Here is a 26,476-nt window from a genome sequence, read left to right on the forward strand (position 1 = left end):
CCCATGGAAACGATACTCGCCGGTTTCTCCGACGCTTTCACCCTGAGCAATGTGCTGTTCGTCCTGCTGGGTATATTGGTCGGTCAGCTGTTCGCCGCCGCGCCTGGCGTCGGTTCGCTGATCGCCATCACCATCGCCGTGCCCTACACCTTTTATATGAGTCCGGTGGCGGCGCTGGGTTTTCTGATCGGTATCAACAAGGGCGGCACCATCGGCGGCGCGGTGTCCGCGATTCTGATGAATACTCCGGGGTCGCCGGAGGCCACCGCCAGTACCTTCGACGGTTATCCCATGACCCGGCAGGGCAAGGCGCGCAAAGCGCTGAGGGCGGCGCACTTTTCCTCGGTGACCGGCGACACCCTCAGTGATCTGGTGCTGATCTTCGTGGCCGCGCCGCTGTCCATCGTGGCCATGAAAATGGGGCCGCCGGAAATGGCCGCCGTGATTCTGGTGGCTCTGGTGATCATCGCCGGTCTGGTGGGCAACTCCATGATCAAGGGGTTGATCGCCGCCTTCCTCGGCCTGTTCATGAGCCTGGTGGGCATGGATCAGAGCACCGCCGCGGAGCGGCTCACCTTCGGTATTCCGGAGCTGATGGACGGCATTTCCATCACCGCCGCCGGCATCGGGGTGCTGGCGCTGGGCGAGATTCTCCGCCAGATCGTGTTCTCCGACAGCCTGCCGCGCCTGGACCAGAAAAACAGCGAATCGGTAAAGTCCGGTGAGCCCTTCACCTGGCAGGATTTCCGTACCATTCTGCCCACCATTCTCCGTTCCACCCTGATCGGCACCGTGATCGGGGCGATCCCGGGGATCGGCTCCAGCGCCGCCGGCTTCCTCGGTTACACCGCCGCCAAGCGCGCCTCGAAAAACCCGGAGCGCTTCGGCAAAGGCGAGATTCGCGGCGTGGCCGCCTCGGAAGCGGCCAACAGTTCGGTGGTGGGCGCCAACTTTATTCCGCTGCTGTCGTTGGGCATTCCCGGCAACGTGGCGGCGGCGATCATTCTCGGCGCCTTTCTGATCCACGGTCTGACACCGGGGCCGCAGCTGTTTTCCGAGCAGCCACGGCTGGTCTACTCGCTGTTCGCGGTGATGCTGATCGGTGATCTGCTCAACCTGATCACCGGTTTGTTCACCATGGGCCTGTTCGCCCGGGTAATCCGCATTCCGCTCACCTACATCATTCCCTGTGTGGTGGTTCTGTGTATCACCGGCGTGATCGTGGCCGACAGCCTGTTCGACGCCTGGCTGTTGCTGGGCATGGCGGTGGCCGGCTTCTTTATGCGCATGCTGAATTTCTCGTTCGTCACCTTCATTATCGGCTATGTGCTCGGCCCCATGTTCGAGGAAGCGTTCGGTCAGGCCATGATCATGGCCGACGGTGATCCGATGTACCTTTTGCAGCGTCCCATTGCCTGCGTCTTTATCGTGCTGGCGGTGGTGGTTTTGATCAGTTTGCTGAGACAGCACCGCCGCGCCGGAAAAGCCGAGGCCATCATCAAATAAGCGCTGATTTCCGTCTCCCTATGGGCTGGCCGGTCTCGCATGGGCCGGCCTTTTTTTTTGAAAAAAGAAAACAAAAAGCGCGCTTTTGTTAAAAAGAAATGTGATGGCAAGAATCATAAAATAATATTTTTCAATGCATTCGCCCTTGGCCATGATTTTTGAATGATTCGCCGCCGTTTGTCGCGGCCATTCGAATAACAGGAACAGGGAGAAGGCAGTGAACCTTGGTCATCTGGTGACCCGCAGCGCACGCTATTGGCCGGACCGTCCGGCGGTGGCGGACCGTCATCGCCGGATCAGCTACCGGCAGCTTGAAGAACGCTCCAACCGGCTCGCCAATGCATTGCTCGGGCTGGGCCTGGAGGCCGGTGACCGGGTCGCCCTCTACAGCCTCAACCGCGTCGAGCTGGTGGAAGCGGAAGTGGCGCTGTACAAGGCGGGGCTGGTAAAGGCCCCTCTTAATGCGCGTCTGTCCACCGAGGAAGCCCTGCACGTACTGGAAGACGCCCAGGCGCGGGTGCTGATGGTCGGGCCGGAACACGCCCCGGGGATTCTTGAACGTCGCGACGACCTGCCGGTGGTGGAGCAGGTGGTGGTGATCGGCGCCGATGGCGCGGAGAGCTTCGAGGCGCTGCTGGCCAAGGGCGACGCCGCGCTGCCGTCGGTGCGGGTGGACCCGGATGCGCCGGCGGTGCTGCATTACACCTCCGGTTCATCCGGTCGCCTGAAGGCGGCGGTGCAGACGTTCAATAACCGGCTGGCGTTGGTGCGCAAATCGCTGATGCTGCCGGAAGGCCGCTTCGCCCAGGACGAGGTGCTTGGCCATGTTGGCCCGGTGACCCACGCCAGCGGCATGCAGATCATGCCGACACTGACCACCGGTGGCTGCAACTACCTGATCGACCGTTTCGACATCGCCGAGTTGTTCGCCACCATTCAGCGCGAGCGCATCACGCGCTTCTTCGCCGTGCCCACCATGCTGTACCGGCTGATCGACAGCGGTCTGGCCGCCGATTACGACCTTTCCAGCCTGCGCCGCATCACCTATGGCGCGGCGCCCATGGCGCCGTCACGGCTGCGCGAAGCCATGGACGTGTTCGGCCCGATCTTCACCCAGGGCTACGGCGCCGGCGAGACCACCTCGACCATTTCCATCCTCACCCTGGAAGACCACCTGCGCGGCCTGAAGGACAAGCCGGAGCTGCTCGGTTCCTGTGGCCGCCCCTATGGCGAGTCCGAGGTGATCATCGCCGACGACGACGGCAACCCGCTGCCGGACGGCGAGGCCGGTGAAATCCTGGTGCGCGGGCCGGACGTGATGCAGGGCTACTGGAACGCCCCGGACCTCACCGAGGAAGTGGTCAAGGACGGCTGGTACCACACCGGCGACGTGGCGCGCCGGGACGAGGAAGGCTTTCTGTACATCATCGATCGCAAGAAGGACATGATCATTTCCGGTGGCTTCAACATCTACCCGGCGGAAATCGAAACGGTGCTGTTCCGCCATCCAGCGGTGGCGGAGTGCTGCGTGGTCGGCGCGCCGGACCCGGAGTGGGGGGAGCAGGTGATTGCCTTCGTGGTGTGCCGGCCCGGCGAGACGGCGGACGAAAGCACGCTGGTCGACTACTGCGCCGAGCACCTGGCCAGTTTCAAGAAGCCTCGGCATGTGCGTTTTGTCGATGAACTTCCCAAGAACCCCAACGGCAAGGTGGCCCGTCGCCTGGTGCGCGACACCTTCTGGAAGGATCACGACCGCCAGGTCGGCTGATCGTCGTCCGGTCGAACAGGAGCATCATCATGTACGAACGCTTCACCGCCAGTGAAAACGGCGAACGGGTGCGCGCCGAGGCCCGTGACTTCATCGACAACTACCTCAAGCCGCTGGAAGCGGAACACGGCATCGGCTTTGAAAGCGAGCCGTCCATGGATCTGCTGCGCGGCATCTGGAAGGCGTCCCGGGACGCCGGCCTGTACGGCGCTCAGCTGCCCGAGGCCCAGGGTGGCCGGGGCCTGAGTGTTTACGACCAGTGCCTGCTCAAGGAAGACGTGGCCGCCTCCGGCGCCAAGCTGTCGGCGCACGTGCTGGGTGAGCTGGGCGGTCCGGGCCGGGTCGGGCATCTGTTCCATATCGCCACGCCCGGGCAGATGGAAAGCCATCTGCTGCCGGTGATCCGCGCCGAGCGTACCGTGTGTTTCGCGCTCACCGAACCGGAAGCCGGCTCCGACGCCAGCAACCTGAGCACCCGGGCGGTCCGTGACGGTGACCACTATGTGCTCAACGGCCTCAAGCGGTACATCTCCGGGGCGCCCTACGCGGACTTCGCCATCCTCATGGCGGTCACCGACGAGAACGCCGGGGCCCGGGGCGTGACCGCTTTCCTGGTCGATTTCGACCGCCCCGGGGTGACCGTCAGTTCGGACTACACCCCGATTTCCGGCAAGAACCAGCACGCCGATATCCGCCTGGAGGATGTGCGCATTCCCGCCACCCAGGTGCTCGGTGAGGAAGGGCAAGGGTTCCGGCTCGGCATGTCGCGGATCACCGTGAACCGGCTGCTGCATTGCCCGACCATGACCGGCCTGGCGATCCAGTCGCTGGACGCTTCCGCCCGCTACGCCACCCGGCGCCGCCAGTTCGGCCAGCCGATCGCCGGCTTTCAGGCGATCCAGCACACCCTGGCGGACATGGCCACCGACCTGCACGCCGCCCGTTGCCTGATGCTGGATGTGGCGCGCCGCATCGACCGGGGCGAGGACACCCGCGAAGCCTCGGCGATGAGCAAGCTGTTCTGTTCGGAGAAAGCCTTCGCCATCGCCGACCGCGCCATCCAGGTGCACGGCGGCGTGGGGCTGATGCAAGGCAGCACCGTGGAGTGGGTGTTCCGGATGCTGCGCATGTACCGCATCGTCACCGGCACCAGCGAGATCCAGCGCAACACCATCGCCAAGGGCTATCTGAAGCGCTACGCCGACCAGGCCCGGTCGTCATGAACCGGCCGCTGGCGGGCACCACGGTGGTGGAGTTGGCCGGGCTGCTGCCCGGCCCCCACGCCGGCCTGCTGCTGGCGCAGCTGGGTGCCGAGGTGATCAAGGTGGAGCGCGCCGACGGCGGCGACGGCACCCGGGCCCTGGGCGAGCGGGTGTTCGCCACCTACAACCGGGGCAAGCGCTCCATCGCCGTGGACCTGAAAAGCGAGCAGGGCGTGGACACCGTGCGGGCTCTGTTGCGGCGGGCCGATGTGGTGCTGGAAGGGTTCCGCCCCGGCGTCGCCGAGCGCCTGGGCATCGGCTGGCCCCAGGCGCGGGCGATCAACGCCAAGCTGGTGTACTGCTCGATCAGCAGCTTCGGCCAGGACGGTCCCTATCGGGACCGCACCGCCCACGATCTCAACTGCCTGTCCTTGGCGGGCTACTTCGCGACGCCCTCCCAGGTGGAGGATCGCATCGCCCGGCCCAAGATACGGCTGGCCGATTACGCCGCCGCCATGCACGCCGCCCTGGGCGTGGTGCAAGCGCTGATGACGGTGCGGCTGGGCGGCGACGGCTGTCACCTGGACGTGGCGATCCAGGAATCGATCAGCGCCTGGTGCCTGCCCCATGCCCTGGCGGTGCGCGATGGCGAGGCCGGGGATATGGAACACACCCGGTCGGTGATGCCCGACAACGATCTGTTCCAGTGCGCCGACGGCCGGTGGCTGAGCCTGGGCATCTTCGAAAACCGCTATTGGGGGCAATTGGCGGACCTGTTCGGTGACCAGTGCGCGGCGTTGCGCGAGCCCGCTCTGCGCCGGCGGGCGGAACGCCAGGCCCGCAAGCGTGAGGTGCACGGTGTGCTGAAAACGCTGTTCGCCGGTGAGCCCCGGGCGCATTGGGCACGCGCTCTGGACGCCACCGACATCCCCTGGGCGCCGGTCTACGACCGGGACCAGGCCCTGGACGATCCGCAGCTGGTGCACCGGCGACTGACCGGGCCGCTGGCCGGAGGCGACGGATCCGATCTGCGCTTGCCCCTGCTGATCGACGGCCAGGCGCTGTGGTCGCCCCGGCCGGCGCCGGGCCTGGGCGAGCACACCGAGGAGATCCTCTCTGAACTGAATGCATGAATCCAACCCGGCGGCGCCGCCAAGCCGCCCTTTATCACCCGAACCGCTTTCCGCGTGGCGCCCCGGCGCGCCGCCCCGGGCAAGTCGTGTTCATAAAACCAAGAACGGAAAACGTGGAGTCTTGAATGAAAACAAAAATCGCACCGGCGCTGCCGGTCCTGCTCGCCGGCCTGACACCGATCTGGGCCAACGCCTTACCGGTGGCCGACGAAAAGCTGGAAATCTACGGCGCGCTGCGTCTGTCCGTGGACTACGCCGATTCGGACCTGGGCGACACGCCGGAGAACCCCTCCGCCGGTCTGGTCGATGGTGGCCACAGCGTGTCCACCAACACCTCGCTGATCGGTCTGCGTGGTCGTTTCGGCTTGAGCCCGGACTACGACCTGGTCTGGCAGCTGGAACAGAACATCGACCCGGACTCACCCCGTGATCGCGGGCTGGGTAATCGGGATACCTTCGCCGGGTTCGACACGCCGGCGGGTCTGTTCCGGTTCGGCATCATGGACACGCCCTACAAGCGCAACGGCATCGTACTGAGCCGCTTTACCACCACCGCGGCGGACCCCCAGGCGATCCTGGGTCGCGGCGGCGGCGGCAATCAGCGCCTCAGCCTGCGCGCGGAAAACTCGATCCGCTGGGACCGGAAGTTCCTCGACAAACGTCTGGCGCTGGCGCTGCAGTACGGTGCCGGTCAGCAGGACACCGATGGGGTCACCGATAACAACGACTCGAATATGTGGAGCGGCTCCGCGACCTGGCGGCAGGGTGGTCTGACCGCCGGGGTCGGTTACTCGGACTGGTCGGAACTGTACGCGGGCGGCGATGTGAGCGGCCTCAACGCCGGCCTCAATTACCGCTTCGGCGCGGTCACCGTGGGCGCCGTGTTTGATCGCCTGAAGGCCGACGAACTGGCCTTTCTGAATCGGGATGCCTGGGGCGGCTTCGTGACCTGGGATATTCGCCGGGATGTCACCCTGGGCGCGCAATGGATGCACGCCGATGAATCCGACGCCGGTGACGACGAAGCCGATCAGTACAGCCTGGTGGGCACCTGGCACGCGGCCCCCGCGCTGGACCTGTACCTGGCCGCCACCACCACGGTGAACCAGGGCGACAACGGTGTTTACCGTACCGCGGACTATGCCCACGGCGACCGGGTCAACACGGTGCCCGGCGGTGATCCGAAAGTGCTGTCCCTGGGGATGGCGTTCAAATTCTAAGAAGCGGGGAAATCAAACACGCCATATCCGAGTGATACGGCGTGCCCCCTGGTTACTCCAATGGAACAGGCGTTTCCGGGTCCTCTTGCCGGTGGGTAACCCGCAGCAAGCGGATGGTGCGGCCGTCGGCGCTTAACACGGTGAACTGAAACGGCCCCAACTCGATGGATTCATCGCGGCCGGGCAGGCGGCCGAAGGCGTGCATCACCAGACCACCGATGGTGTCGAACTCGTCGTCGCTGAGCTCGCATTGAAAGTGTTCGTTGAAATCCTCGATCGGCGTCAGGGCCTTGACGGTGTGTTCGCCGTTCTCCAGATCCTTGATCAGGTAATCGTCTTCCTCGATGTCGTGCTCATCCTCGATCTCGCCGACGATCTGTTCCAGCACATCCTCGATGGTGACCAGGCCGGCGATGCCGCCGTACTCGTTGACCACGATGGCCATGTGATTCTTGGTGATGCGGAATTCCCGCAGTAACGAATCCAGTCGCTTGGACTCGGGGACCACCATGGCGGAGCGCAGATGATCCTTGATCTGGAAGCGCTCCATGCGGGCCGGTTCCATAATCAGCGCCAGCAGGTCCTTGGCGAGCAGGATGCCGACGACCTCGTCCGGATCGTCGCCAATAACCGGGAAGCGGCTGTGGGCGCATTCGATGATGGTGGGCAGGAAATCGCGGGGATCGCTGCTGGCACGGATGCTGACCATCTGCGTGCGCGGGATGAGGATCTCCCGGACCTGCATGTCGCTGACGCCGATGGCGCCTTCGATGATGCCAAGCGTGTCACCGTCAATGACGTGACTGTCGCGCATGGAGCGCATCAGATCCAGCAATTCCTCCCGGGAACCGGGAGTGGAAGTGAAGAACTGGCCAACGCGCTCCAACCAACTTCGACCGTTGTTCTGGTCTGAATAGTCGTCCGACATCAGGGGTAGTGCTCCATGTTATGGTTTCGGTGTTATGGGTTGTGAAGTCATGGGGGCAGCGAGTTATACGGATCTGGAAAGCCCTGGCCGGCAAGGGCGAGGACCTCCAGGGACTCCATCTGTTCGGCGTCGTCATCGTCGATATGATCGTAACCCAGCAGATGGAGTACACCGTGGACGACCATATGCGCCCAGTGCGCTTCCACGGTTTTGTTTTGCTCCGAGGCCTCGCGCCGGACCACGTCCGCGCAAATAATGATATCCCCCAGCAGCGGGGCGATGGCGTCATCGGGCAGGCCTTCGGGCATGTCGAAAGGGAAGGACAGCACATTGGTGGGTTTGTCCTTGCCCCGGTAGTCACGGTTGAGAACGCGGATTTCCTCGTCGTCGACGATCCGCAGGGTGATATCACCGACCACGCCGCCGGCCGCTTCCGCGGCGGCCAGGGCCCAGCGCTGCAAGTCGTTTTCGTCCGGTGCGTCCGGGGCATCCGTGGCCCACTGGATATCAACGGTTGGGGTCGGTATTCCGTTCATGACGGTCGTAAGCTTCCACGATACGTTGGACCAGCGGGTGGCGAACCACGTCGCGGCTGTCGAAACGGGTCACGCCGATGTCCTGTTCGTCGGCCAGTACCTCGAGCGCGTTGACCAGCCCCGAGCGCTGGTGGCGCGGCAGATCCACCTGGGTGACGTCACCGGTGATCACCGCCCGGGAGCCAAAGCCGATCCGGGTCAGGAACATTTTCATTTGTTCCGGCGTGGTGTTCTGGGCTTCGTCCAGAATCACGAAACTGCTGTTCAGGGTGCGTCCGCGCATATACGCCAGTGGAGCCACTTCGATGACGTTGCGGTCCATCAATTTGGCCACGTTTTCGAAGCCCAGCATTTCGTAGAGAGCGTCATAGAGCGGGCGCAGATAGGGGTCGATCTTTTCCGCCAGATCTCCGGGCAGGAATCCCAGCTTCTCCCCGGCCTCCACCGCCGGCCGTACCAGCAGAATACGCTGGATCTCGGCGCGCTCCATGGCGTCCACGGCGCAGGCCACCGCCAGCCAGGTCTTGCCGGTGCCGGCCGGGCCGATGCCGAAATTGATATCGTGGCGACGGATATTGCGCACATACTCGCGCTGGTGGGCACCGCGCGGCCGGATCCGGGCGCGTTTGGTGCGGATTACCATGTCGTCGCTGGGGAAGGCCACGGTATTGTCCAGCTTGTCGGTCAGACCGGATTGCTGCAGGTGCAAATGGACCAGCTCCGGTGTGATATCGGTGCCATCAACGGTCTGATCGTAAAGATCGTGCAGAACCGAACTGGCGGCCTTTACCGAACGTTCGTCGCCGGACAGGTGAAATTCATTGCCGCGATTGTGGATATCCACGCTCAAGCGCTTGGCGATCTGCTTGATGTGCTCGTCCAGCCGGCCACAGAGATTGGCGAGCCGCTGGGAATCGTAGGGTTCGAGACGGAGTTTCTGGGAAGCGAGTGGTGTGTCCAAGTTGGAAAGCGAGGCCCCGCGGGCGGTTGCGATGGATTCAGCATACCCCGAAAAGCGCTTTCGGGGGAAGATTTCCCGGCACTGTAGCCTGCCCGCCGGGGAGCAGGCAAGGGGCGATGCTCCGGTGGTGCGCCGGCCGGCGCCGGGCCTCAGGCCGGCGCTACCTGGGGACCCAGGTCGCCGTCGCAGGTGACGGTCTGCAAACGCCGGGGCAGCAGGTACAGGGCGGGGTGCCGTTCAGGATCGAGGGCGTCCCAGCGCACCCGGTCCAGCTCCACTTCAAGTACCTCACCGCCCCAACCCTGGGGTTCGAGTTCCACCGTCACGGTACCGCCGAACACGCTGCGTCCGGCCAGCCGCACCGGCAAATGGGCGGCCTCTGTGGGGGCCGCCGCCAGATCCGCTTCGTGGGGGCGCAAATAGAGCGTGAGGGCGCCGTCCGGGCAGGCGCCATGGGTGTCGAGGCGCAGAAAAGCGTCGCCGGAGCGCCAGTTGTGGCCATCGTAGAGCCCTTCCAGACTGTTGATGTGGCCGAGGAAGTCGAACACGAAGCGGCTGGCTGGCTGCTCGTACACCTGTAATGGCGACCCCATCTGTTCCACTCGTCCCTGGCTCATCACCACCACCTTGTCGGAGACCTCCATGGCCTCTTCCTGGTCGTGGGTGACGAAGATGCTGGTTACCGAAATCTGTTCGTGCAGACGCCGCAACCAGCGACGCAGGTCCTTGCGGACCTTGGCGTCCAGGGCGCCGAACGGCTCATCCAGCAGCAGCACTTCCGGCTTCAGCGCCAAGGCCCGGGCCAGGGCCACTCGCTGTTTCTGGCCACCGGACAGTTGCGCGGGGTAGCGCCTGGCCAGATTATCCAGCTGCACCAGACTCAGCAGATCGCGCACCCGGTCGCGGATGTCGCCGCGCGAGGGGCGCTCGGCGCGTGGTAACAGTCGCAGCCCGAAGGCAATGTTGTCGGCCACGGTGAGATGGCGGAACAGGGCGTATTGCTGGAACACGAATCCGACCCGGCGGCGGCGTGCGTCCAGATGGGTGACATCCTCGTTGTTGAACCGCACCCGGCCGCTATCCGCCCGTTCCAGACCGGCGATGATCCGCAGCAGCGTGGTCTTGCCGGAGCCGGACGGTCCCAACAGGCCCACCAGCTGATTGGTCGGCACGTCCAGGGAGATGTCGTGCAAGGCGGTGAAGGCGCCGAAGGATTTGCGGATGTTTTCGACTTGAATGCTCACTTTCTGGCTTTCCTTTAAACGCGTTGACGCCATTCCAGCACGGTTTTCAGCAACAAGGTGATCAAGGCCATGGCGGCCAACAGCCCGGCGGCGGTGAAGGCCCCGACGGTGTTGTAGTCCTCGTGCAACATCTGGATCAACAGCGGCAGGGTCAAGGTTTCGCCGCGAATCAGGCCGGATACCACGCTGACCGCGCCGAATTCTCCCACCGCCCGGGCATTGGTGAGCACCACGCCATAAAGCAGGGCCCAACGGATCTTCGGCAGAGTCACATACCAGAACACCTGCCAGCCGGAGGCGCCCATCAAAACCGCCGCTTCCTCCTCGTCCTGACCCTGGCTCTGCATCAGCGGAATCAGCACTCGGGCGACGTAGGGACAGGACACGAAAATGGTCACCATCACCATGCCCGGCAGGGCGAACATCAACTGCACATTCCAATCGCTCAGCCACTGACCCAGCAGGCTCTGACTGCCGTACACCACCAGGTAGCAGAGGCCGGCCACCACCGGCGACATGGCGAAAGGAATATCAATCAGGGTGGTAAGCAGCTTGCGACCGCGAAACTCATAGTGAGTCACGCACCAGGCCAGCAGGATACCGAACAGCAGATTCACCGGAACGGTGATGGCCGCCACCACCAGAGTGAGCCGGATGGCGTGGCCCATATCGCTGCTGGAGAGGGCCTCAAGCACCGGCGCCACGCCCTGGGCGAAGGCCTGTTGCAGGATCAACGCCAGCGGTAACACCAGCATCAGAATGACGGCGGCGAAGGCGGCGGCGATCAGTGCCCATTGGTGCCAGTATCGAGGCATGCGCGAGCGGCTCCGTGTTCGGGTGAAGCGGGGCCCCGATTCTATATTCCGTATCAGCAAAATACAGTGCTGTTTTAGATCCTTTCGGCATCGCGTTAGATCGCCGGTTACCTGAATGCCACCGTTCTTTATTTTTTATTACATCCGGACGCTGCCCTCGTGGGTATCAAGCAGGGGCCGAGATGGTCCCGTCCGGGCTCCGTGCCCGAACCGATACCCACTCAAGGAGAAAGGCATGAACTCGAAAGGCAAAGGTTTGTGGGGGCTCTCACCGTTGGTGGTAGCCGTGGCGCTGGCCGCGTGCGGCGGCGACAATGATCGACGCCCGGCCACGGGCGACGGCGATTTCCAGACCGCGCCCCTGCTGGTAATGCACAATGGCGGCGATAGCGTGGGCCGGATCGACCGGTTGGATGGTGATCTGAATGTGGTGGCCACCTTTAACGCGGGCGCCAACGAGGGCATTGCCCTGGACCGGCTCGGTAATCTCTATGCCGCCGATGACAGCAGCGGCGCCCCCAGCCGCTTGCAGGCCCTGCACAGGATCGCCGGACGCCAGGATGGCTCCAGCCCCAACGCCGCGCTTGATCGTGACTTCGAGGCGGCCGGCTCGATGACTCTGAAAGGGATCGCCATCGCACATGAAGCAGGGCTGGTGATGGCCGCCAATACCGGTGGCAACAGCATAGAGGTATACGGCACCGCCGCCGGTGCCGGAGCCGTCCCCCTGGCCAGCACCGCTCTGGCCGGCAACGCCTGGGATCTGGCCTATGACGAGGCCGCCGACCGGCTGTTCCTGGCCATGACCAACGGCACCGTGATTGTCATCGACGACTACGTGGAAGGCGGCTTCATGGGTACACCGGCGCGCACCATCACCCCGGACAGCGCCGGTTCCGTCTCCAATATCCATGGCATTGCCTACCGGGCGGACACCGACACTCTGGTGATCACCGACGTGGGTGACGCGGCGGTGGCTGATGATGGCCGTCTGTATGTGATCGAAGGTGCCGCCAGCGCTGACGGCATGGTAACCCCTGCGCGCACGCTGGCCGGTCCGGCCACCTCTCTGGGCAATCCCGTGGATCTGATCCTGGATGGTGACACCGCTTACATCGCCGAGAAGTCCAACGACGCGGTGCTGATTTACCGGAACGTATTCAGCGGTGAGTCCGGAGACGTGGCCCCCGACCGGATCGTGGACAGCACCAAACCAGAATCCCTGGCGCTGGTCTTGTCGCCGGATATCGGCGCGGATCTGTCCGACATCGATACTGTCGGCACTGTCTTCACCGGCCTGGCGGTGACCAGCAATCCACCCGCCGCGCCCGGTGACCCGGATGTGCTCATACTGGATACCGGGCTGACCGCCCCGCAGAGAGCGTTTACCTCCGGCCTGGACCGGGAGAGCCTGGCGTTTAACCCGTTGGGTGATGCTTACGTGAGCTATGACACGGGGGTGGGCGTGATCAACCGTCTGGCCAGCGGCCGCGACGGCGAGACCTTCAGTCACAGCCGGGACCGGGTGATCGAGGGCGGCAACACCGGCCTGTCCGCGCCCAAGGGTTTTGATGTGGCCGACGGCCCGGGCTGGGTACTGGTCGCCGATCAGGGTGACCCCGCGGTACGGGTGTTCGGTGCTCAGGCTGGCGGTGATGTGGCGCCGCTGTTCACCACCACCCTGAGCGTGGCGCCGTGGGATCTGGACTATGATCCGGATGGCGACCGCCTCTATGTGGCTCTCACCGATGGCACCGTGGCGGTGTTCGACAGCTTCAGCCTGGCTCGCGGCGCCGATGGCCCGGACCGAGTTATCATCCCCGCCGAGGGAGGCACTGCCTTTGCCGCGCCCACTAATCTGCACGGCATTGTACATGTCGCGGCCAGCGATCAATTGATTGTCTCCGACGTGGGCAGCGGCACCAATCCCACCGACGGCAAGCTCTACGTGCTGGATAACGCCAGCAGCGCCGATGATATTACCAATGTATCGGTGCGCATCGACGACAACGACAACAATGCCGTGGGTAACACTCTGCTTGGCAACCCGGTGGACATCGCCTTTGACGGCCAGCATTTGTACGTGGCGGAGAAATCCCAGGGCAAGGTGCTGCGTTTCGACCACATCCTGGATTCCACCGGCGGGGATGTGGCGCCGTCGGTGAGCTATGACCAGGCGTCACCGGAGTCGGTGTCGCTGATCACGGTTCTTCCGGGTAACACGCCTGAATAAGGTGAGGCAGGCCGCTCCGGCGGCCGGCTTTGCCGGCATTGACACGATCTTCTCGCGCCGGCCTTCAAGATTTCGGCAGACACCCTCGTGAGGCCACATCTTGGAAGCCGGCCATGGATGACGATCAGCAGCATCTGGAACAAGGCAATGCCCTTATGCTGGCCTGTGCCGGTGGCGACCGGGATGCGTTCCAACGACTTTATTCCATCGAAGCACCGCGCATGCTGGCTCTGGCACGCCGTTTCACTGGTGAGCAGGCGGCGGCGGAGGACGCGGTACAGGACACCTTCGTCCAGGTCTGGCGCAACGCTCACCGCTTCCGGCGGGAGCGGGGCAGCGCCAGGGCCTGGTTGTACAGCCTGTTGCGCTATCGGCTCATCAACCAGCAGCGGCGCGGCGGGCAAATCGGACACCAGGGGTTACCCGGCGACGATTGGCCCGACCCGGCTCCCTCTCCGGAGCAGTGCTCTCTGCTGGCGGACCGTGATCGCCGCCTGCTCGATTGTCTGCGCGGCTTGCGGGGTGAGCGTCGACGTCCGATTCTGATGGCGTTTTATCACGGCCTTACCTATGAGCAGATCGCGGAAGCTCTGGCGGTGCCCGCGGGTACCATAAAAAGCCGGGTGAGATCCGGCCTGAAAGGCCTTCAGGAGTGTCTGCGGCTATGATTCCCCAGGATCACGAAGAGCGTCGCTTACTGATTGCCGAGTATGTGCTCGGCCTGCATCGCGGCGAGCGGGCGGCGGAAATCAAACGCTGGCTGGCGGAGGACGACGAGGCCGGGCGGCTCGCCCGGCGCTGGCGTGAGCACTGGGTGGGCGCCGCGGATTTACTGCCGCCGGCGCGGCCGCCGGCGCGACTGTGGCGGCGGGTGGCTTGGGAAACCGGACTGGCGCGCCCCTGGTGGCGCAGCGGCTGGGCCAGTGTGGCGGTATGGCGCACGGTGAGCGCGGCTCTGCTGGTGGCGGTGGTGCTGCTGGTCGGGCCGCTGCGCCAACCGGCGCCAGTCTACACCGCGGTGCTGCAGGCTCCCGGCGAGTCGGCCCGCCCGGGCTGGCGCATCACCGTCTCCGACGCTGGTGATCTGCGGCTCACGCCGCTGGTGAAAGGGCAGTACGCGGCGGACCGCAGCGTGCAGTTCTGGACCCTGTCGGAAGCGGACAAGGGGCCGCGCTCACTGGGCCTGGTGGAGCCGGGCAGGAGTCTGGTGATTCCGGCCAGCCGGGTGGGCGGTGTGGAAAGTGGCCAGCTGTTCGAGCTGACCCTGGAACCAGAGGGAGGATCGCCCGAGGACCGGCCCACCGGGCCGGTGCTGTTTATTGGCCGTGCGGTGGCGTTGTAGGTTGGAACATCAGCCGCCCCGCCAACGGCGAACCAGACGGGATTGGATGGACTGAATGCCGAACAACAGCACCAGGGAGGCGATCAGAATGATCGAAGCCAGGGCGCTGGCGGAGGCAAAATCGTATTCTTCCAGGCGGATATTTACCAGCAAGGAGACGATCTCGGTTTCGTAAGGCAGATTGCCGGCAATGAAAATCACCGCGCCGTATTCACCCAGACTGCGGGTGAAGGCGAGGCCGGTGCCGGTGAGCAAAGCCGGAGTCAATTGTGCCAGGATCACCTTGAAGAAACTGGCGGTGGGCGAGGCGCCCAGGGTGGCGGCGGCTTCCTCCACGTCGGGGGTCAGGTCCTCCAGTACCGGCTGCACGGTACGGACCACGAACGGCAGGCTGGTGAAGCTCATGGCGATCATGATACCGACCCAGGAGTAAGACACCTTCACGCCGGCGATCGAGAACCACTGTCCCAGCCAGCCATTGTCGGCGAACAGCGCCGCCAGGGTCAGGCCGGCCACCGCGGTGGGCAACGCGAATGGCAGATCCACCAGCGCGTCCATCAGCCGCCGGCCGGGAAAACGATAGCGGGTGATCACCCAGGCCAGCAGCAGGCCGACGATGGCGTTGATGACGCTGGCGCCGGCGGCGGAAAGTACCGTGACCTTGAAGCTGGCGAGACTGCGCGGATGGCTGATCACCCCCCAGTAGTTGTCCCAGCCCATGCCGGCCACATGCATGGCCAGCCCGGACAGGGGCAGCAGGATCACCAGGCAGATAAACAGCACGCTCAGCGAAAAGCTGAGCGTGAAGCCTGGCAGAACCGAGTGGCGGGTGCGCAGCAGAGCGATCAATTAACGCAGGCTCCGTGCCTTGGCTTGCAGCTTGTCGAGCATGCCGCCGGAGGCGAAGTGCTGGTCGGTCACGTTTTCCCAGGAACCGAAGTAGTCTTCCACCTTGAGCAGCTTCACCGGCGGGAAACGGTCGGCGCTTTCCGCCACCACTTTTTCGTTGTGCACGCGGTAGTTGAAGGACGCCAGCAGCCGTTGGATCTCTTCGCTGTAGAGGAAGTCCAGGTAGGCGGTAGCCACTTTGCGGGTGCCTTTGTCGTCCACCACCTTGTCCACCACGGTGACCGGGAATTCCGCCAGGATCGAGGTCTTCGGTACCACCACTTCATAGTCGCCGGTGCCGTATTCCTTGCGGATGTTGTTCACCTCCGACTCGAAGCTGATCAACACATCGCCGATTTCACGTTCGGCGAAGGTGACGGTGGCGGCGCGCCCACCGGAGTCGAATACCGATACGTTGGACAGGAAATGAGCCATGTAATCCTTGACCTTGTCCTCGTCGCCGTCAAAACGCTCCACCGCGCTCATCCAGGCGGCCAGATAGGTGTAGCGGCCATTGCCGGAGGTTTTCGGGTTGGGGAACACCACATCGACGTCGTCCCGGGCCAGATCGGCCCAGCCCTGAATGTTCTTCGGGTTGCCCTTGCGCACCAGAAAGGCGGTGGTGGAATAGTAGGGGCTGGAGTTGTTCGGCAGGCGCTGGTTCCAGTCCGCCGGAATCAGATTACCCAGGTCGTGCAGGACATTGACGTCGGTGACCTGGTTGAAGGTCACCACATCGGCCTTCAGGCCCTGCAAAATGGCGCGGGCCTGCTTGGAAGAGCCGGCATGGGATTGCTTGATGGTGACGTCCTCGCCGGTTTCCGCTTTCCAGTGTTCCTGGAATTTCGGATTGATGGCGGCGAACAGCTCCCGGGCAATGTCATAGGAACTGTTCAACAGGGTTTGTTGCGCGGTCCCCAGCGAGGCCAGGGACAGCAGGACGGCGGTCAACAAGACGCGCATCTCGGGCTCCTTGAATGGTGAGTCATAAAGGGCTCATTTTATATAACCAACCTTAAGGTTAAAGGGGTTGGTTATACCAAATTGCCATTCGTATATGCGTTTAGGGAGCCTTTGAAAAACGTCATGCCGGACTCGATCCGGCATCTCCCCCTACGAAGTCATGCCCCCTGTGGAGAGAGATCCCGGATGTATCCGGTGATCTCCATCGCCGGGGATCAGCCCACCCGTTGGTAATCCGTGCCACGCAGGGAGTTGGGCAGCGCTTCCTGAATGGTCAGATCGACGAACTGACCGATCAGGTCCAGTTCGTCGGTCTGGAAGTTCACCACCCGGTTGTTTTCCGTGCGGCCCTTGAGCTGGCCGGGGTCCTTCTTGGAGAAGCCGTCCACCAGAATGCGCTGGGTGCTGCCCACCATTTTGCGGGAGATGTCCTGGGTATTCTGGGCGATGCGCTGTTGCAGGATGCGCAGGCGTTCCTTTTTTACCGCCATCGGCACGTCATCAGGCAGATCCGCCGCGGGTGTGCCGGGGCGGGCGCTGTAGATGAAGCTGAAGGAATTGTCGAAGCCGATGTCCGCGATCAGGTTCATGGTGGCTTCAAAGTCCGCGTCGGTTTCTCCGGGGAAGCCGATAATGAAGTCCGAGCTGTAGGAGATATCCGGGCGGATACGCCGTAATTTGCGCAGCTTGGACTTGTATTCCAACACCGTATGGTTGCGTTTCATCAACGCCAGCACCCGGTCGGATCCGGACTGCACCGGCAAATGCAGATGGCTGACCAGCTCCGGTACTTCCTCATACACCTGGATCAGGGCGTCCGAGAACTCCACCGGATGGCTGGTGGTGTAGCGGATACGGTCGATGCCGTCGATATCCCGGATCAGCAACAGCAGGTCGGCGAAGTCCAGGATTTCGCCATTGGCGCCCTGGCCCCGGTAGGCGTTGACGTTCTGGCCCAGCAGGTTGACCTCGCGCACGCCCAGATCCGCCAGATGACGGATCTCATCCAGCACCGGGCGCACCGGCCGGCTGACCTCCTCGCCACGGGTATAGGGCACCACGCAGAAGGAGCAGTATTTGGAGCAGCCTTCCATGATCGAGACGAACGCCGAGGGGCCGTCCACGCTGGGTTCGGGCAGGCGGTCGAACTTTTCGATCTCCGGGAAGGTCACATCGATGGCCAGTTCCCGCGTGGTGGCCGCCTGCTGGATCAACCCGGGCAGCCGGTGCAGGGTCTGTGGGCCGAAGACCACATCCACATAGGGCGCGCGATCGCGGATCGCCTCGCCTTCCTGACTGGCCACGCAGCCGCCGACGCCGATGATCAGGTCCGGCTTGTGCTCCTTGAGCTGCTTCCAGCGACCCAGTTGGTGGAATACCTTCTCCTGGGCCTTCTCGCGGATCGAGCAGGTATTGAGCAGCAGCACATCCGCTTCGTCCGCATTGTCGGTGGGCTCCAGGCCATGACTGGATTCCAGCAAATCCGCCATGCGCGCCGAGTCGTACTCGTTCATCTGGCAGCCGTGGGTCTGAATAAACAGCTTGCGTGCCATGGGTCGCTCAACCGTGGTTGTGGATCAATGCCGATGCGTCATTTTGCCGCATCGGGGTGTGCCGGGCGCCGTGATGGGCTACAACGGGCCGCCACCGGCACTCCGGGAAAATGGGCGCGAATTATACCGCCGCCCTGATCAAACTGCGAACCGTGGCGGTGGCAAAATGTCGGCCGGGCCCGTGGCCACGGCGCGGCCGTGGGGGTATGGTCGCTGGGCGTCATCGAAAAGCCGCCGGCGAATCGGGTCAGCAAGGTGCGTGCGGGACCGGGGGTGAGCCATGAAACCGGGTAAACCGGGGCGGCCGACGCTGACATCCTCTTCTTAATGGCTGGCAGGTATGAACAATAAAGACCGTTTCACCAGAACATTCTTTCTCCCCATGCTGATCGCCGGAGCGGCTCTGTTGCTGGCGGCCTGTTCCGAGCCGGCCAGGGAATTACCGGTCAACACCCGTCTGGGCGGCGATTTCACCTTGACCGACTACAATGGGGAGCGGTTCAGTTTGTCATCCCTGAACGGCGAGGTGGTGATTCTGTTCTTCGGCTATACCCACTGCCCGGATATCTGTCCGGCGGTGCTGGCGCGGGTGTCCCAGGTGTACCGGAATCTGAAAGAGCAAGGGGAAGCGGACCAGGTGCGGCCGGTGTTCGTGACCTTTGATCCGGAGCGGGACACCGCGCAACACCTGCGTGAGTACCTGCCCTGGTTCAAGGCGGACATCCTGGGACTGACCGGAGAACTGTCGGCGATCGAGAAAGTAGCGGAACAGTACGGCGTGGTGTTCATCAAAGAGGATGGCGGCAACGGGGAAGCGGATTTCACCCACAGTGACTATATCTATCTGCTGGATCAGCAGGGCCGGGTGCGCAAGGTGTATCCGGCGGACTTCAATATCGACGAGGTGGTAGCCGATGTTAAAACGCTTCTTTAGTGCCATGAGCGGCGTCGCGCTGTTGGTGACCGTCAGCGCCGGCGCCTTCGCGGAGGCACGTATCGAACAGGCCTGGTTGCGCGCGGTGCCGCCGGTATCGCCGTCCATGGCCGGTTATTTCGTGTTGGTGAACGATACCGATCAGCCGCTGGTACTGACCGGCGCCAACGCCGACTTCGCCGGCATGACGATGCTGCACGATACCGGCACCGATGGTGAGGGGCGGCGCAGCATGTCCCATTTGAAGGACGTCACGATCCCGGCCGGAGAAAGCCTGGCCTTTGCCCCCGGCGGCCGTCACCTGATGCTGATGAAAATGAAATCGGTGCCGGAGGCGGGGGAGACCCCCAAGGTGTGTCTGGCCTTCCAGAACCATGCTGACCTGTGTGGTGCCTTCCAGGTGCGCCACAACGAGCCCTGACATGAGCGGTCGATACTGGCGTGCCTGGTTGCTGGCCGCCGCCGTGCTGGTCACCGGACCGGTAGCCGCGGACTGCCGGGATCTGGCGCCGGCGCGCCCGTTGCCGGCGGCGAAGGATGGCCAGATCAGTCTGGCCACGTTCAATCTCTGGCGCCTGCGCGATGCCAGGAAGGACAGCTCGCTGGACCGTCCTTTGTCGAAGGCCGTGTACCAGGCCCGCCTCGAGGCCGTGGCCCGTTACATCACCCGGGACCTGCGAGCGCCGACTTTGCTGGCGGTGCAGGAAGTGGAAAGCGCCAGGGTGCTGAGGGCACTGAGCAAGGCCATTGCCACGGCGGGCGGGCCGGACTACAAGGTGGTACTGCTGGAAGGGCACGACCCGGCGGGCATGGATGTGGGCCTGTTGTACCGGGCGCCGGTCACGTTGGGGCGCCACCAGGCCTTGTTCGCCGACGATCGTTTTCAGCGGCAGCCGTTATTCACCCGGCCTCCCTTGAAGGTCGAAGTGCGCGCCCCGGTGGCCTTTGATCTGGTGGTGGTGCATCTGCGCAGTGCCCGGGACCTGAATCAGAAGGACTGGGTGGCGCCGAAGCGCCGGCGCCAGGCCGCCGCCATCGCCGGCTGGGCGGCGGACCAGACCCGGCCCGTGGTGGTGGCGGGGGACTTCAACAGCGCGCCGGACAGCGGCCGTTTCAGCGAGCCGCTGGAGCAATTCGAGAACGGGAACCTGATCAGTGCCTGGTCACGACTGCCCGGGAAGGAACGTTATTCCTTCCGGCATCAGTGCCGGCCGCAGGCGCTGGACCACATCTTTTTCTCCCCGTCGCTAAAGCAGCATGTCCAGAAAGTGGCGGTCAGCCGCGGCAATGCCGGGCGCTACGATGTGCTCTACGATCACGACGGTACCCGGGTGGTGTCCGATCACGATGTATTGGGGGTGTATCTGAAAGCGGAAGCGGTGGCGGATTAGCGGAAGAAAATGAAAAGCACCGTGGGGCCTGCTTGCGTTGTTTGCGAGGACCAGGGAAGGCCCCACGGTGTAAAAAGGCGGGGCGATTGCTCGCCCCTGAACCAGCGCGGTTCTGTTAGATCTCGAAGGCGTAGGAGACGACGAACAGCAGATCGTCGTCCACGTCGTCCTTGTCGCCAACACACTCCCCATTCATGAACAGAGCGTCATCGTTGTTGTTGATGGCGCAGTCGTCAGCGGAGATCACTTTGGATACGGTGAAGCTCAGGTTGTCGGTGAGCGCGTAGCTCAAATCCAAGTGAGTGTAGTTGGTGTCGTCGGCGTCGTTGTCCCAGGTACCGACCAGAATGCCGTATTTATCGTAGCTGTAACCCAGGGTGTAGTAGCGGTCCTTATTATCGGTGGCGTCGCTACCGTGACCGTAGTCACCCACGCCGAAGTAACCGGTGAACGTGACCCCGGCGTAGCCGAGGCTGGCAACGATTTCGGCCAGATCGGAGTCGGTGTCGTTCGGGTAGTTGTAGTCGATGTAGGACAGATCATAGGTGAGGTCGCCAAAGGCGCCGCCGTAACCGACATACAGATCGTATTCGGTGGAATCGGTTTCGGAGCTGCCCCAGACACCGGCATAGAGGCCGGAAGAATGGCTGTAGTCCAGGCTACCGAAAACTTGTGCCGCGCCATTGGAAATATCCTGACCACGCCAGAAGTACATGTTGGAAATACCCAGGCTACCGCTGATCTCCGCCGCGGCCATGCCCGGCATGATCATGCCGGCGGCAACCGCCGCTGCCAGTACGGTTTTTTTCATCCCGAATGCGTGTTTCATGTGCAACCCTCTTTGCAAATGGCAAATGTTTCTAATGTGTCCTGTTGCGCGCTCCTGGCGCACCGGCCTGGGAGGCTTGTCACTTTACAAAGCAGGGTCCGTGCCAAAATATAAAAAGCCAGGAAAAACAGGGGATTGGGAAGGTGTGTTGGAGAGGGAAAGGTAAAATCGGGAGAGGATGGGGAGAGCGGGTGCGCCGTTATGGTGCGGCGCACCGAAGTGGGGCGCTTATTTTGGGCATTTCCAGTCGACAGGGACCGCGTCCGCTTGCAGACCGTCCTCTCCACTCACCTCCAGGCCGCATTGATTATTGTCGTTGGTGAAGCGAGCGCTGTAGCTGGCTCCGGCCTGGGCATTGAACTGCACGGCGACGCGGCAGAGGTCGCGATTGCCCGCCGAGCCTTTCTGATAAATCACACCGATGCGTGCCTGTTCGCTCGCTCGCACGGTGGTGGTGACTTCCGGCGCTTTCTTCATGGTTTTCAGCAGCTCGTCGAAGGCCTTGGTCTCGAAGGGAACCTGCTGCAAGGAGGTTGGCGTGGACTGAAAGCCCTTGCCCGGTACGCATACGACTGGTTGGGCGGCGATGTTGTCGCTGGAGAAAGTGACGGTGGCGATGTCCTCGTCGGTGGGTGCCGTGTAGCTGAGCATCTGGCAACCGGTGAGCAGCAGGACAGGGAGGGGAAGCAGGTATTTCATGGTGGGTCCTCATGACAAATAGGGCGAAGCCGTCAGGTAAATATAAATCGTGTCCAAAATGATGCAAAACCAGGGCCACTTTGGCGCACGCTGGAAAGATGAGGCGCTGGCACGCCGGCATGCCGGCACGCAACACGCATACACGCTGGCACGCCATGCTTGCCGGCTCCGTAGCGAGACGGGGAGGGCGGATTGCTTGGGAAGGCAGTCATCGCGGGTACGCAAACACGCTTGCTATTGTTTGCCAGCGATCAGGCTTCGGGTTTAGCGTGTTGCGTGCCAGCGTGCCAGCGTGCCAGCGTGCCAGCGTGCACGCACCATCACCCGTACCAGTGCTTCATCGCCTGCCGGGTCAGATTCTCCCTCGCTTCCCCACGCGGCAGCCAGTTGCCGGCGTTCACCGCCATCGCCACCAGGAATTCGAACAGCGGCAAATGCTGACGCAGCACCCGGTTATGACGATGACCAATGATCGGGTTGAACAGGCCGAAGAAATCCAATAGCTGCCGGGGGTTTTTCCGTACCCACAGCCAGGACCCCATTTCCAGGGTGAACGGCAGAAACAGCCGGTCGGGGTGGTGTTCCAGCGCTTCGTCGTAGAGATAGTCCCACAGATCGCCGTGGGTGGTGTAGTTCACCGATTGCGGTTCGATCAAGTAAGGATGGTGGTAAGGGTAGGTGTGCTCGAGGATCTGTTTGAGGCGGTACACCTCCGCAAGGTGGGCAATGGGCCGCTGGCTGCGAGCATAACAGCACCAGATGCGGTCGCGCCGGCCGAAGCCGCTATGGCAGTCCAGGCTGATTGATACCGGCGCGTTCATCAGACGCTGCCGGACCGTGTTCACCAGAGCCTGTGCCTCGGTTTCCATTGGCTCACCGGCGCGCCCCCGGTACCAAGGCAGGCGGCGGCTCAGGCGCTGGCCGCCGGCAAGGAAGGGCACCTTGCCTTCGGCATCCACCGGCGCGTTACGCATCAGATCGACACCGTTGGGGTTGCTGCGGGTGCGCCGCCAGATGCCGCCGGGGTTGATCATCGGCATGAACACCAGCCGCACCCGTTCCAGCCGCCGGTGTAATTGATCGTCCCATTGCAGCCGATGGATCAGGCTGTGCAACCATGACAACAGCACCTGGGAGCCGATCCGCTCGACGCCATGCACGCCGCCAAAGAAGCCGACCACCGGAGCGCCGGGGGAACGGCTGCCCATCTCCAGCACCCGCAGTGGCAGTGTGGTCTCGCCCATCTGGACGGTGTCCACGTCATACACACGCAGGTGCCGTTCACCCAGCCGGATCAGCGACTCCAGGTGTAACCATTCGGGCAGGTGACGTTGAAATTGATACAGGCGTTGTTCCATCGGCGCGCGTCAGTGGGTGACGGTCGGCGCCCGTCAAAACAGGCGCACAGGGCAGGATGGCGGATTGCGGTTACGGTTTCATGACGATTCCGGCGCCGTGTTTTTGTCATCGAACTGCGACGCAATTGTCAGTGTAGTGTCATCCGCGCTGGCCACTCTGCCCTTGACGCTGGCGGCGGGAACCACCGTGATGCAGAGCCTCGACGACTTCGCCTTGAACCTGGAAACCGGGGATGTGCTGTTGTTCGCCGGACGAGGGGTCACCAGTACCGTGATTCGCTGGTTCACCCGCAGTCCCTGGAGTCATGTGGGCATGGTGGTGCGCCTGCCAGAAGTGGCGGAACCGCTGGTGCTGGAATCCACGGGCCTGAGTGAATCCGCGGACTGGATGTTGGGGCACCCGGTGATGGGCGTGGCGCTGGTCCCACTATCACGCAAGATCGCCGAGTACCCGGGCGATGTGGCGGTCAGGCGTCGTGAAGGGCCACCACTGACGGCGCTCCAGCGGCGCTTGATGCAGCGGCTGGGGCGGCGGCTGCTACACCGGCCCTACAAGAACTATCTGCTGTGTAATTTCTACGACGCCCTGAGCGGCTTTTCCGGACGCCGCCGTCGCTCCGGCTGGTTCTGTTCCGAACTGGTGGCGGAGTGCTACCGGCGGCTCGGCTGGCTGCCGGACACGGTATGCCCTCATCGTTTCGTTCCCGGCCACTTCGGTTCGCGGCGGCTGAATCTCACCGCCGGTCGGCTGCTGCCGGCGCAGTGGCTGAAGCAACTCAAATCCAGCGCCGTACCCGCTGCCGATAGCGTCGCCACTGATCCCCGAATTGCTGCTCGTGAAACGCTTCTTCTGCGGCGATCACGTGCTGATGCATCACCCACAGAATCGGCGGCAGCATGATCAGCATGCCGGGACTGGACAGACTGAGGGCGCAGCCCAGATGAAGCAGGGCAAAAGCCAGATAGATCGGATTTCGGGTCAGGCGGAAAACACCGCCAGTAATCAGTTCCCGTGCCGCGCGATGGGGCAGAACCGTGGTGCGGTGACGGTAGAACTGTACCAGCGCGCCGGCCAGCAACAGCACCGCGAACAACGCCAGCGCCGTGGCCAGTGCGTACTGGCCGGGCCATGCCGGCAGGGTCCAGTGCAGCGCCTGGTCCAGGCCATAACCCACCAGCAAGCCGCCCAGATGCAGCAAAGGAGGGGGAATGCGAACCTCGGGATGTTCCAATGCCATGTTCAGAGGCCTATCGTTGTCAGTGAATAAAAGCTGGGTTATGGTAATTCACATCCCGCCATTGCGGGAGTGATCGCGATCCGCTGGAACGACTGTTGTTGAAGCTCGGCGAACAGCACTGCCGGTAAAGCTATCGGCGGCGGGCGCGAACGTCACTGGTGAATCGCATATTGCGTGACATTTGTGAAGGGCTCCGTCGCCATGTCCTGCAACCTTGAAAGGGGAAACGCATGGAAGAGCGCGCGGCCACCTTGCACAGCGTAACCGCAGCATCTCAATCCCGCCTCCACCACGAACCGGAACACCGCCCGAAAGCCTACGTCCTGGACACCAATGTCCTGATCCACGATCCCAACTCCCTGATGAATTTCGAAGAGCACCGGGTGGTCATCCCGATGACCGTGCTGGAGGAACTGGACCGTCTGAAAACCGGGAAATCCCATACCGCGGCGGACTGCCGCGCGGCGATTCGTCTGATTGACCGGGTCATCGGCAAGGCATCGCCGGCGGAAGTGGAAGCGGGCATTCCGATTCAGCGCGGGGAAAATCATCACCAGGGGACACTGACCGTTCTGATGCCACAGAGCGGACTGACGCCGCCATGCCTTCCCGAACATCTGAACGACAACCGGATTATCAATGACGTGGTGGCGATGATCGCCGCCGACTCCGATCGCCATTACGTGCTGGTCACCAAGGATATCAACATGCGCCTGAAGGCGCGGGCCTGCGGTATCGATTCCGAGGATTATCATAACGACCAGTTGGTGTCCGACATCCGCCAGCTCAATCAGGGCTACTTCATGGTGGAAGGATCGTTCTGGGACCGGGTCGACGCGGTGGAGACCGAGCAGCACGGCGCGGAAACCTTGCACCGTTTGTCGCACGGTTTGCTGGTTGGGGACATTCTTGGCGAGGAGGTGTACCCGAATCAGTTCATTCTCGATGAACAGGGTTTCGTGGGCCGGATCATGTCGGTGGAGGCGGGCGTGGTTACCTTGCGCCATTACAGTGAGCAGACGTTGATGGATCAGCAGGCCTGGGGGTTGAGGCCGATGAACATTCAACAAGCGGTGGCGTTGCACCTGTTGCTGGATCCGGATATTCATCTGGTGACGCTGACCGGCGCGGCCGGTTCCGGCAAAACCATTCTGGCTCTGGCCGCCGCCATTGAAATGACGGTGGAGCAAAAACGCTTCAATAAAATCATTGCCACCCGTTCCACGCCGCCGCTGGCCGAAGAGCACGGTTTTCTGCCCGGCACCGAGGAAGAAAAGATGGACCCGTGGCTGGGCGCCATCAACGACAACATCGAAGCGTTGCACCTGAACGATGAGAATCCTTCCGGCAGCATCCAGTACGTCAAGGAGAAAGCCAACATCCAGTTCAAGGCGATGAATTACATTCGCGGCCGCAGCTTCCAGAAATCGCTGATTCTGATTGATGAAAGCCAGAACCTGACGCCGCATCAGATGAAAGCCATCATCACCCGGGCCGGCGATGGATCAAAGGTGGTGTGTCTGGGCAACCTGGCGCAGATCGATACGCCGTACCTGTCGCCCACCAGTTCCGGGCTGACCTACATGACCGAACGCTTCAAGCATTTCGCCCACGGCGGTTCGGTGCAACTCAATGGCGTGCCGAGATCGTTGCTGGCGGAGTACGCGGAGACTTGGTTGTAAAAAGCGGCGCCGGACGCCAGACGCCAGACGCCGGACGCTAAAGTCAAAACCCG

Annotated in this window: 24 protein-coding genes and 1 pseudogene; 13 read left to right on the forward strand and 12 right to left on the reverse strand. The window is 63.0% G+C overall.

What is annotated here, in order from left to right; genetic code table 11:
• Positions 1-3: 3 nt before the first annotated feature.
• From A6D6_RS05005 to A6D6_RS05025, 5 genes are all read left to right on the forward strand, one after another.
• Positions 4-1,506, forward strand: coding sequence for a tripartite tricarboxylate transporter permease (locus A6D6_RS05005; RefSeq protein WP_159660111.1), 1,503 nt, complete (start codon positions 4-6; stop codon positions 1,504-1,506).
• 217 nt (positions 1,507-1,723) lie between these two features.
• Complete coding sequence (locus A6D6_RS05010) at positions 1,724-3,274, forward strand: acyl-CoA synthetase (RefSeq protein ID WP_159660112.1); 1,551 nt, start codon at positions 1,724-1,726, stop codon at positions 3,272-3,274.
• Positions 3,275-3,303: 29 nt separating this feature from the next.
• Positions 3,304-4,497, forward strand: coding sequence for an acyl-CoA dehydrogenase family protein (locus tag A6D6_RS05015; protein ID WP_159660113.1), 1,194 nt, complete (start codon positions 3,304-3,306; stop codon positions 4,495-4,497).
• A complete protein-coding gene (locus A6D6_RS05020) occupies positions 4,494-5,609 on the forward strand; it encodes a CaiB/BaiF CoA transferase family protein (protein ID WP_159660114.1) in 1,116 nt (371 codons plus the stop codon). The genes A6D6_RS05015 and A6D6_RS05020 overlap by 4 nt, the downstream gene beginning before the upstream one ends.
• A 125-nt stretch (positions 5,610-5,734) precedes the next feature.
• The gene (locus A6D6_RS05025; RefSeq protein ID WP_159660115.1) at positions 5,735-6,829 is read left to right on the forward strand and encodes a porin; all 1,095 of its coding nucleotides are present in this window, start codon (positions 5,735-5,737) and stop codon (positions 6,827-6,829) included.
• 52 nt (positions 6,830-6,881) lie between these two features.
• Here the strand turns inward: A6D6_RS05025 and A6D6_RS05030 are convergent, their stop codons facing one another.
• The 5 genes from A6D6_RS05030 to cysW form a co-directional block, all read right to left on the reverse strand.
• Complete coding sequence (locus tag A6D6_RS05030) at positions 6,882-7,757, reverse strand: CorC family transporter (protein ID WP_159660116.1); 876 nt, start codon at positions 7,755-7,757, stop codon at positions 6,882-6,884.
• 47 nt (positions 7,758-7,804) lie between these two features.
• Entirely contained in the window at positions 7,805-8,293 is a 489-nt protein-coding gene (gene ybeY, locus A6D6_RS05035) for an rRNA maturation RNase YbeY (protein WP_133490295.1), read from the reverse strand.
• Positions 8,265-9,254, reverse strand: a complete 990-nt coding sequence (locus tag A6D6_RS05040) for a PhoH family protein (RefSeq protein ID WP_133490296.1) — start codon at positions 9,252-9,254, stop codon at positions 8,265-8,267. The genes ybeY and A6D6_RS05040 overlap by 29 nt, the downstream gene beginning before the upstream one ends.
• 149 nt (positions 9,255-9,403) lie before the next feature.
• On the reverse strand, positions 9,404-10,498 hold the full coding sequence (locus A6D6_RS05045) for a sulfate/molybdate ABC transporter ATP-binding protein (protein ID WP_159660117.1): 1,095 nt from the start codon (positions 10,496-10,498) through the stop codon (positions 9,404-9,406).
• Between the two features lie 14 nt (positions 10,499-10,512).
• A complete protein-coding gene (cysW, locus tag A6D6_RS05050; protein ID WP_055098741.1) occupies positions 10,513-11,313 on the reverse strand; it encodes a sulfate ABC transporter permease subunit CysW in 801 nt (266 codons plus the stop codon).
• Between the two features lie 235 nt (positions 11,314-11,548).
• Between cysW and A6D6_RS05055 the strand changes: the two genes are divergently transcribed.
• The 3 genes from A6D6_RS05055 to A6D6_RS05065 all read left to right on the forward strand — a co-directional run bounded on the left by A6D6_RS05055 (position 11,549) and on the right by A6D6_RS05065 (position 14,888).
• Positions 11,549-13,546 carry a YncE family protein gene (locus tag A6D6_RS05055; RefSeq protein ID WP_159660118.1) on the forward strand — a complete coding sequence of 666 codons (1,998 nt, stop codon included), beginning with the start codon at positions 11,549-11,551 and terminating at the stop codon, positions 13,544-13,546.
• Positions 13,547-13,659: 113 nt separating this feature from the next.
• Positions 13,660-14,214 carry an RNA polymerase sigma factor gene (locus A6D6_RS05060; protein WP_022996065.1) on the forward strand — a complete coding sequence of 185 codons (555 nt, stop codon included), beginning with the start codon at positions 13,660-13,662 and terminating at the stop codon, positions 14,212-14,214.
• The gene (locus A6D6_RS05065) at positions 14,211-14,888 is read left to right on the forward strand and encodes an anti-sigma factor (RefSeq protein ID WP_159660119.1); all 678 of its coding nucleotides are present in this window, start codon (positions 14,211-14,213) and stop codon (positions 14,886-14,888) included. The genes A6D6_RS05060 and A6D6_RS05065 overlap by 4 nt, the downstream gene beginning before the upstream one ends.
• Before the next feature lie 9 nt (positions 14,889-14,897).
• Here the strand turns inward: A6D6_RS05065 and cysT are convergent, their stop codons facing one another.
• The 3 genes from cysT to miaB form a co-directional block, all read right to left on the reverse strand.
• The gene (cysT, locus tag A6D6_RS05070; protein WP_133490300.1) at positions 14,898-15,737 is read right to left on the reverse strand and encodes a sulfate ABC transporter permease subunit CysT; all 840 of its coding nucleotides are present in this window, start codon (positions 15,735-15,737) and stop codon (positions 14,898-14,900) included.
• Positions 15,738-16,739: a thiosulfate ABC transporter substrate-binding protein CysP gene (gene cysP, locus A6D6_RS05075; protein ID WP_133490301.1), complete on the reverse strand. Its 1,002-nt coding sequence runs from the start codon at positions 16,737-16,739 to the stop codon at positions 15,738-15,740.
• A 215-nt stretch (positions 16,740-16,954) separates the two neighbouring features.
• Positions 16,955-18,292 carry a tRNA (N6-isopentenyl adenosine(37)-C2)-methylthiotransferase MiaB gene (gene miaB / locus A6D6_RS05080; RefSeq protein ID WP_133490302.1) on the reverse strand — a complete coding sequence of 446 codons (1,338 nt, stop codon included), beginning with the start codon at positions 18,290-18,292 and terminating at the stop codon, positions 16,955-16,957.
• A gap of 340 nt (positions 18,293-18,632) precedes the next feature.
• On the opposite strand from miaB, the gene A6D6_RS05085 reads away from it, so the two are divergent.
• The 3 genes from A6D6_RS05085 to A6D6_RS05095 are packed head-to-tail and all read left to right on the forward strand — an operon-like array spanning position 18,633 to position 20,617.
• Entirely contained in the window at positions 18,633-19,226 is a 594-nt protein-coding gene (locus A6D6_RS05085; protein WP_159660120.1) for an SCO family protein, read from the forward strand.
• Positions 19,207-19,647 (forward strand): copper chaperone PCu(A)C, encoded by a 441-nt coding sequence (locus A6D6_RS05090; protein ID WP_133490304.1) that lies wholly within the window; start codon positions 19,207-19,209, stop codon positions 19,645-19,647. Before A6D6_RS05085 ends, A6D6_RS05090 begins: the two co-directional genes overlap by 20 nt.
• 1 nt (position 19,648) lies before the next feature.
• Positions 19,649-20,617 carry an endonuclease/exonuclease/phosphatase family protein gene (locus A6D6_RS05095; RefSeq protein WP_133490305.1) on the forward strand — a complete coding sequence of 323 codons (969 nt, stop codon included), beginning with the start codon at positions 19,649-19,651 and terminating at the stop codon, positions 20,615-20,617.
• A 115-nt stretch (positions 20,618-20,732) separates the two neighbouring features.
• Here the strand turns inward: A6D6_RS05095 and A6D6_RS05100 are convergent, their stop codons facing one another.
• From A6D6_RS05100 to A6D6_RS05110, 3 genes are all read right to left on the reverse strand, one after another.
• Positions 20,733-21,446: a TorF family putative porin gene (locus A6D6_RS05100; RefSeq protein ID WP_022996073.1), complete on the reverse strand. Its 714-nt coding sequence runs from the start codon at positions 21,444-21,446 to the stop codon at positions 20,733-20,735.
• A 228-nt stretch (positions 21,447-21,674) separates the two neighbouring features.
• Positions 21,675-22,145 (reverse strand): hypothetical protein, encoded by a 471-nt coding sequence (locus A6D6_RS05105; protein ID WP_159660121.1) that lies wholly within the window; start codon positions 22,143-22,145, stop codon positions 21,675-21,677.
• Positions 22,146-22,465: 320 nt separating this feature from the next.
• Positions 22,466-23,503, reverse strand: coding sequence for a M14 family zinc carboxypeptidase (locus A6D6_RS05110; protein ID WP_159660122.1), 1,038 nt, complete (start codon positions 23,501-23,503; stop codon positions 22,466-22,468).
• Between the two features lie 136 nt (positions 23,504-23,639).
• On the opposite strand from A6D6_RS05110, the gene A6D6_RS05115 reads away from it, so the two are divergent.
• The gene (locus A6D6_RS05115; protein ID WP_236563992.1) at positions 23,640-24,404 is read left to right on the forward strand and encodes a YiiX/YebB-like N1pC/P60 family cysteine hydrolase; all 765 of its coding nucleotides are present in this window, start codon (positions 23,640-23,642) and stop codon (positions 24,402-24,404) included.
• On the opposite strand, the pseudogene A6D6_RS05120 reads toward A6D6_RS05115, so the two are convergent.
• Positions 24,382-24,741, reverse strand: a pseudogene (locus A6D6_RS05120) (methyltransferase family protein); the annotation flags it as partial. The gene A6D6_RS05115 and the pseudogene A6D6_RS05120 sit on opposite strands and share 23 nt — an antisense overlap.
• A 230-nt stretch (positions 24,742-24,971) precedes the next feature.
• Here A6D6_RS05120 and A6D6_RS05125 point away from each other — a divergent pair.
• Positions 24,972-26,423, forward strand: a complete 1,452-nt coding sequence (locus A6D6_RS05125) for a PhoH family protein (RefSeq protein WP_159660124.1) — start codon at positions 24,972-24,974, stop codon at positions 26,421-26,423.
• Positions 26,424-26,476: the final 53 nt, after the last annotated feature.

It is taken from the genome of Alcanivorax xiamenensis, assembly GCF_009846745.1.
Lineage (GTDB): Bacteria > Pseudomonadota > Gammaproteobacteria > Pseudomonadales > Alcanivoracaceae > Alloalcanivorax > Alloalcanivorax xiamenensis.

Bases quoted from the DNA above. Each gene is read 5' to 3' on its own strand.
- A6D6_RS05005 (WP_159660111.1), top strand. From the start codon at position 4: ATGGAAACGATACTCGCCGGTTTCTCCGACGCTTTCACCCTGAGCAAT.
- A6D6_RS05015 (WP_159660113.1), top strand. From the start codon at position 3,304: ATGTACGAACGCTTCACCGCCAGTGAAAACGGCGAACGGGTGCGCGCC.
- A6D6_RS05020 (WP_159660114.1), top strand. From the start codon at position 4,494: ATGAACCGGCCGCTGGCGGGCACCACGGTGGTGGAGTTGGCCGGGCTG.
- A6D6_RS05025 (WP_159660115.1), top strand. From the start codon at position 5,735: ATGAAAACAAAAATCGCACCGGCGCTGCCGGTCCTGCTCGCCGGCCTG.
- A6D6_RS05030 (WP_159660116.1), bottom strand. From the start codon at position 7,757: ATGTCGGACGACTATTCAGACCAGAACAACGGTCGAAGTTGGTTGGAG.
- ybeY (WP_133490295.1), bottom strand. From the start codon at position 8,293: ATGAACGGAATACCGACCCCAACCGTTGATATCCAGTGGGCCACGGAT.
- cysW (WP_055098741.1), bottom strand. From the start codon at position 11,313: ATGCCTCGATACTGGCACCAATGGGCACTGATCGCCGCCGCCTTCGCC.
- A6D6_RS05055 (WP_159660118.1), top strand. From the start codon at position 11,549: ATGAACTCGAAAGGCAAAGGTTTGTGGGGGCTCTCACCGTTGGTGGTA.
- A6D6_RS05060 (WP_022996065.1), top strand. From the start codon at position 13,660: ATGGATGACGATCAGCAGCATCTGGAACAAGGCAATGCCCTTATGCTG.
- A6D6_RS05065 (WP_159660119.1), top strand. From the start codon at position 14,211: ATGATTCCCCAGGATCACGAAGAGCGTCGCTTACTGATTGCCGAGTAT.
- cysP (WP_133490301.1), bottom strand. From the start codon at position 16,739: ATGCGCGTCTTGTTGACCGCCGTCCTGCTGTCCCTGGCCTCGCTGGGG.
- miaB (WP_133490302.1), bottom strand. From the start codon at position 18,292: ATGGCACGCAAGCTGTTTATTCAGACCCACGGCTGCCAGATGAACGAG.
- A6D6_RS05085 (WP_159660120.1), top strand. From the start codon at position 18,633: ATGAACAATAAAGACCGTTTCACCAGAACATTCTTTCTCCCCATGCTG.
- A6D6_RS05090 (WP_133490304.1), top strand. From the start codon at position 19,207: ATGTTAAAACGCTTCTTTAGTGCCATGAGCGGCGTCGCGCTGTTGGTG.
- A6D6_RS05095 (WP_133490305.1), top strand. From the start codon at position 19,649: ATGAGCGGTCGATACTGGCGTGCCTGGTTGCTGGCCGCCGCCGTGCTG.
- A6D6_RS05100 (WP_022996073.1), bottom strand. From the start codon at position 21,446: ATGAAACACGCATTCGGGATGAAAAAAACCGTACTGGCAGCGGCGGTT.
- A6D6_RS05105 (WP_159660121.1), bottom strand. From the start codon at position 22,145: ATGAAATACCTGCTTCCCCTCCCTGTCCTGCTGCTCACCGGTTGCCAG.
- A6D6_RS05110 (WP_159660122.1), bottom strand. From the start codon at position 23,503: ATGGAACAACGCCTGTATCAATTTCAACGTCACCTGCCCGAATGGTTA.
- A6D6_RS05125 (WP_159660124.1), top strand. From the start codon at position 24,972: ATGGAAGAGCGCGCGGCCACCTTGCACAGCGTAACCGCAGCATCTCAA.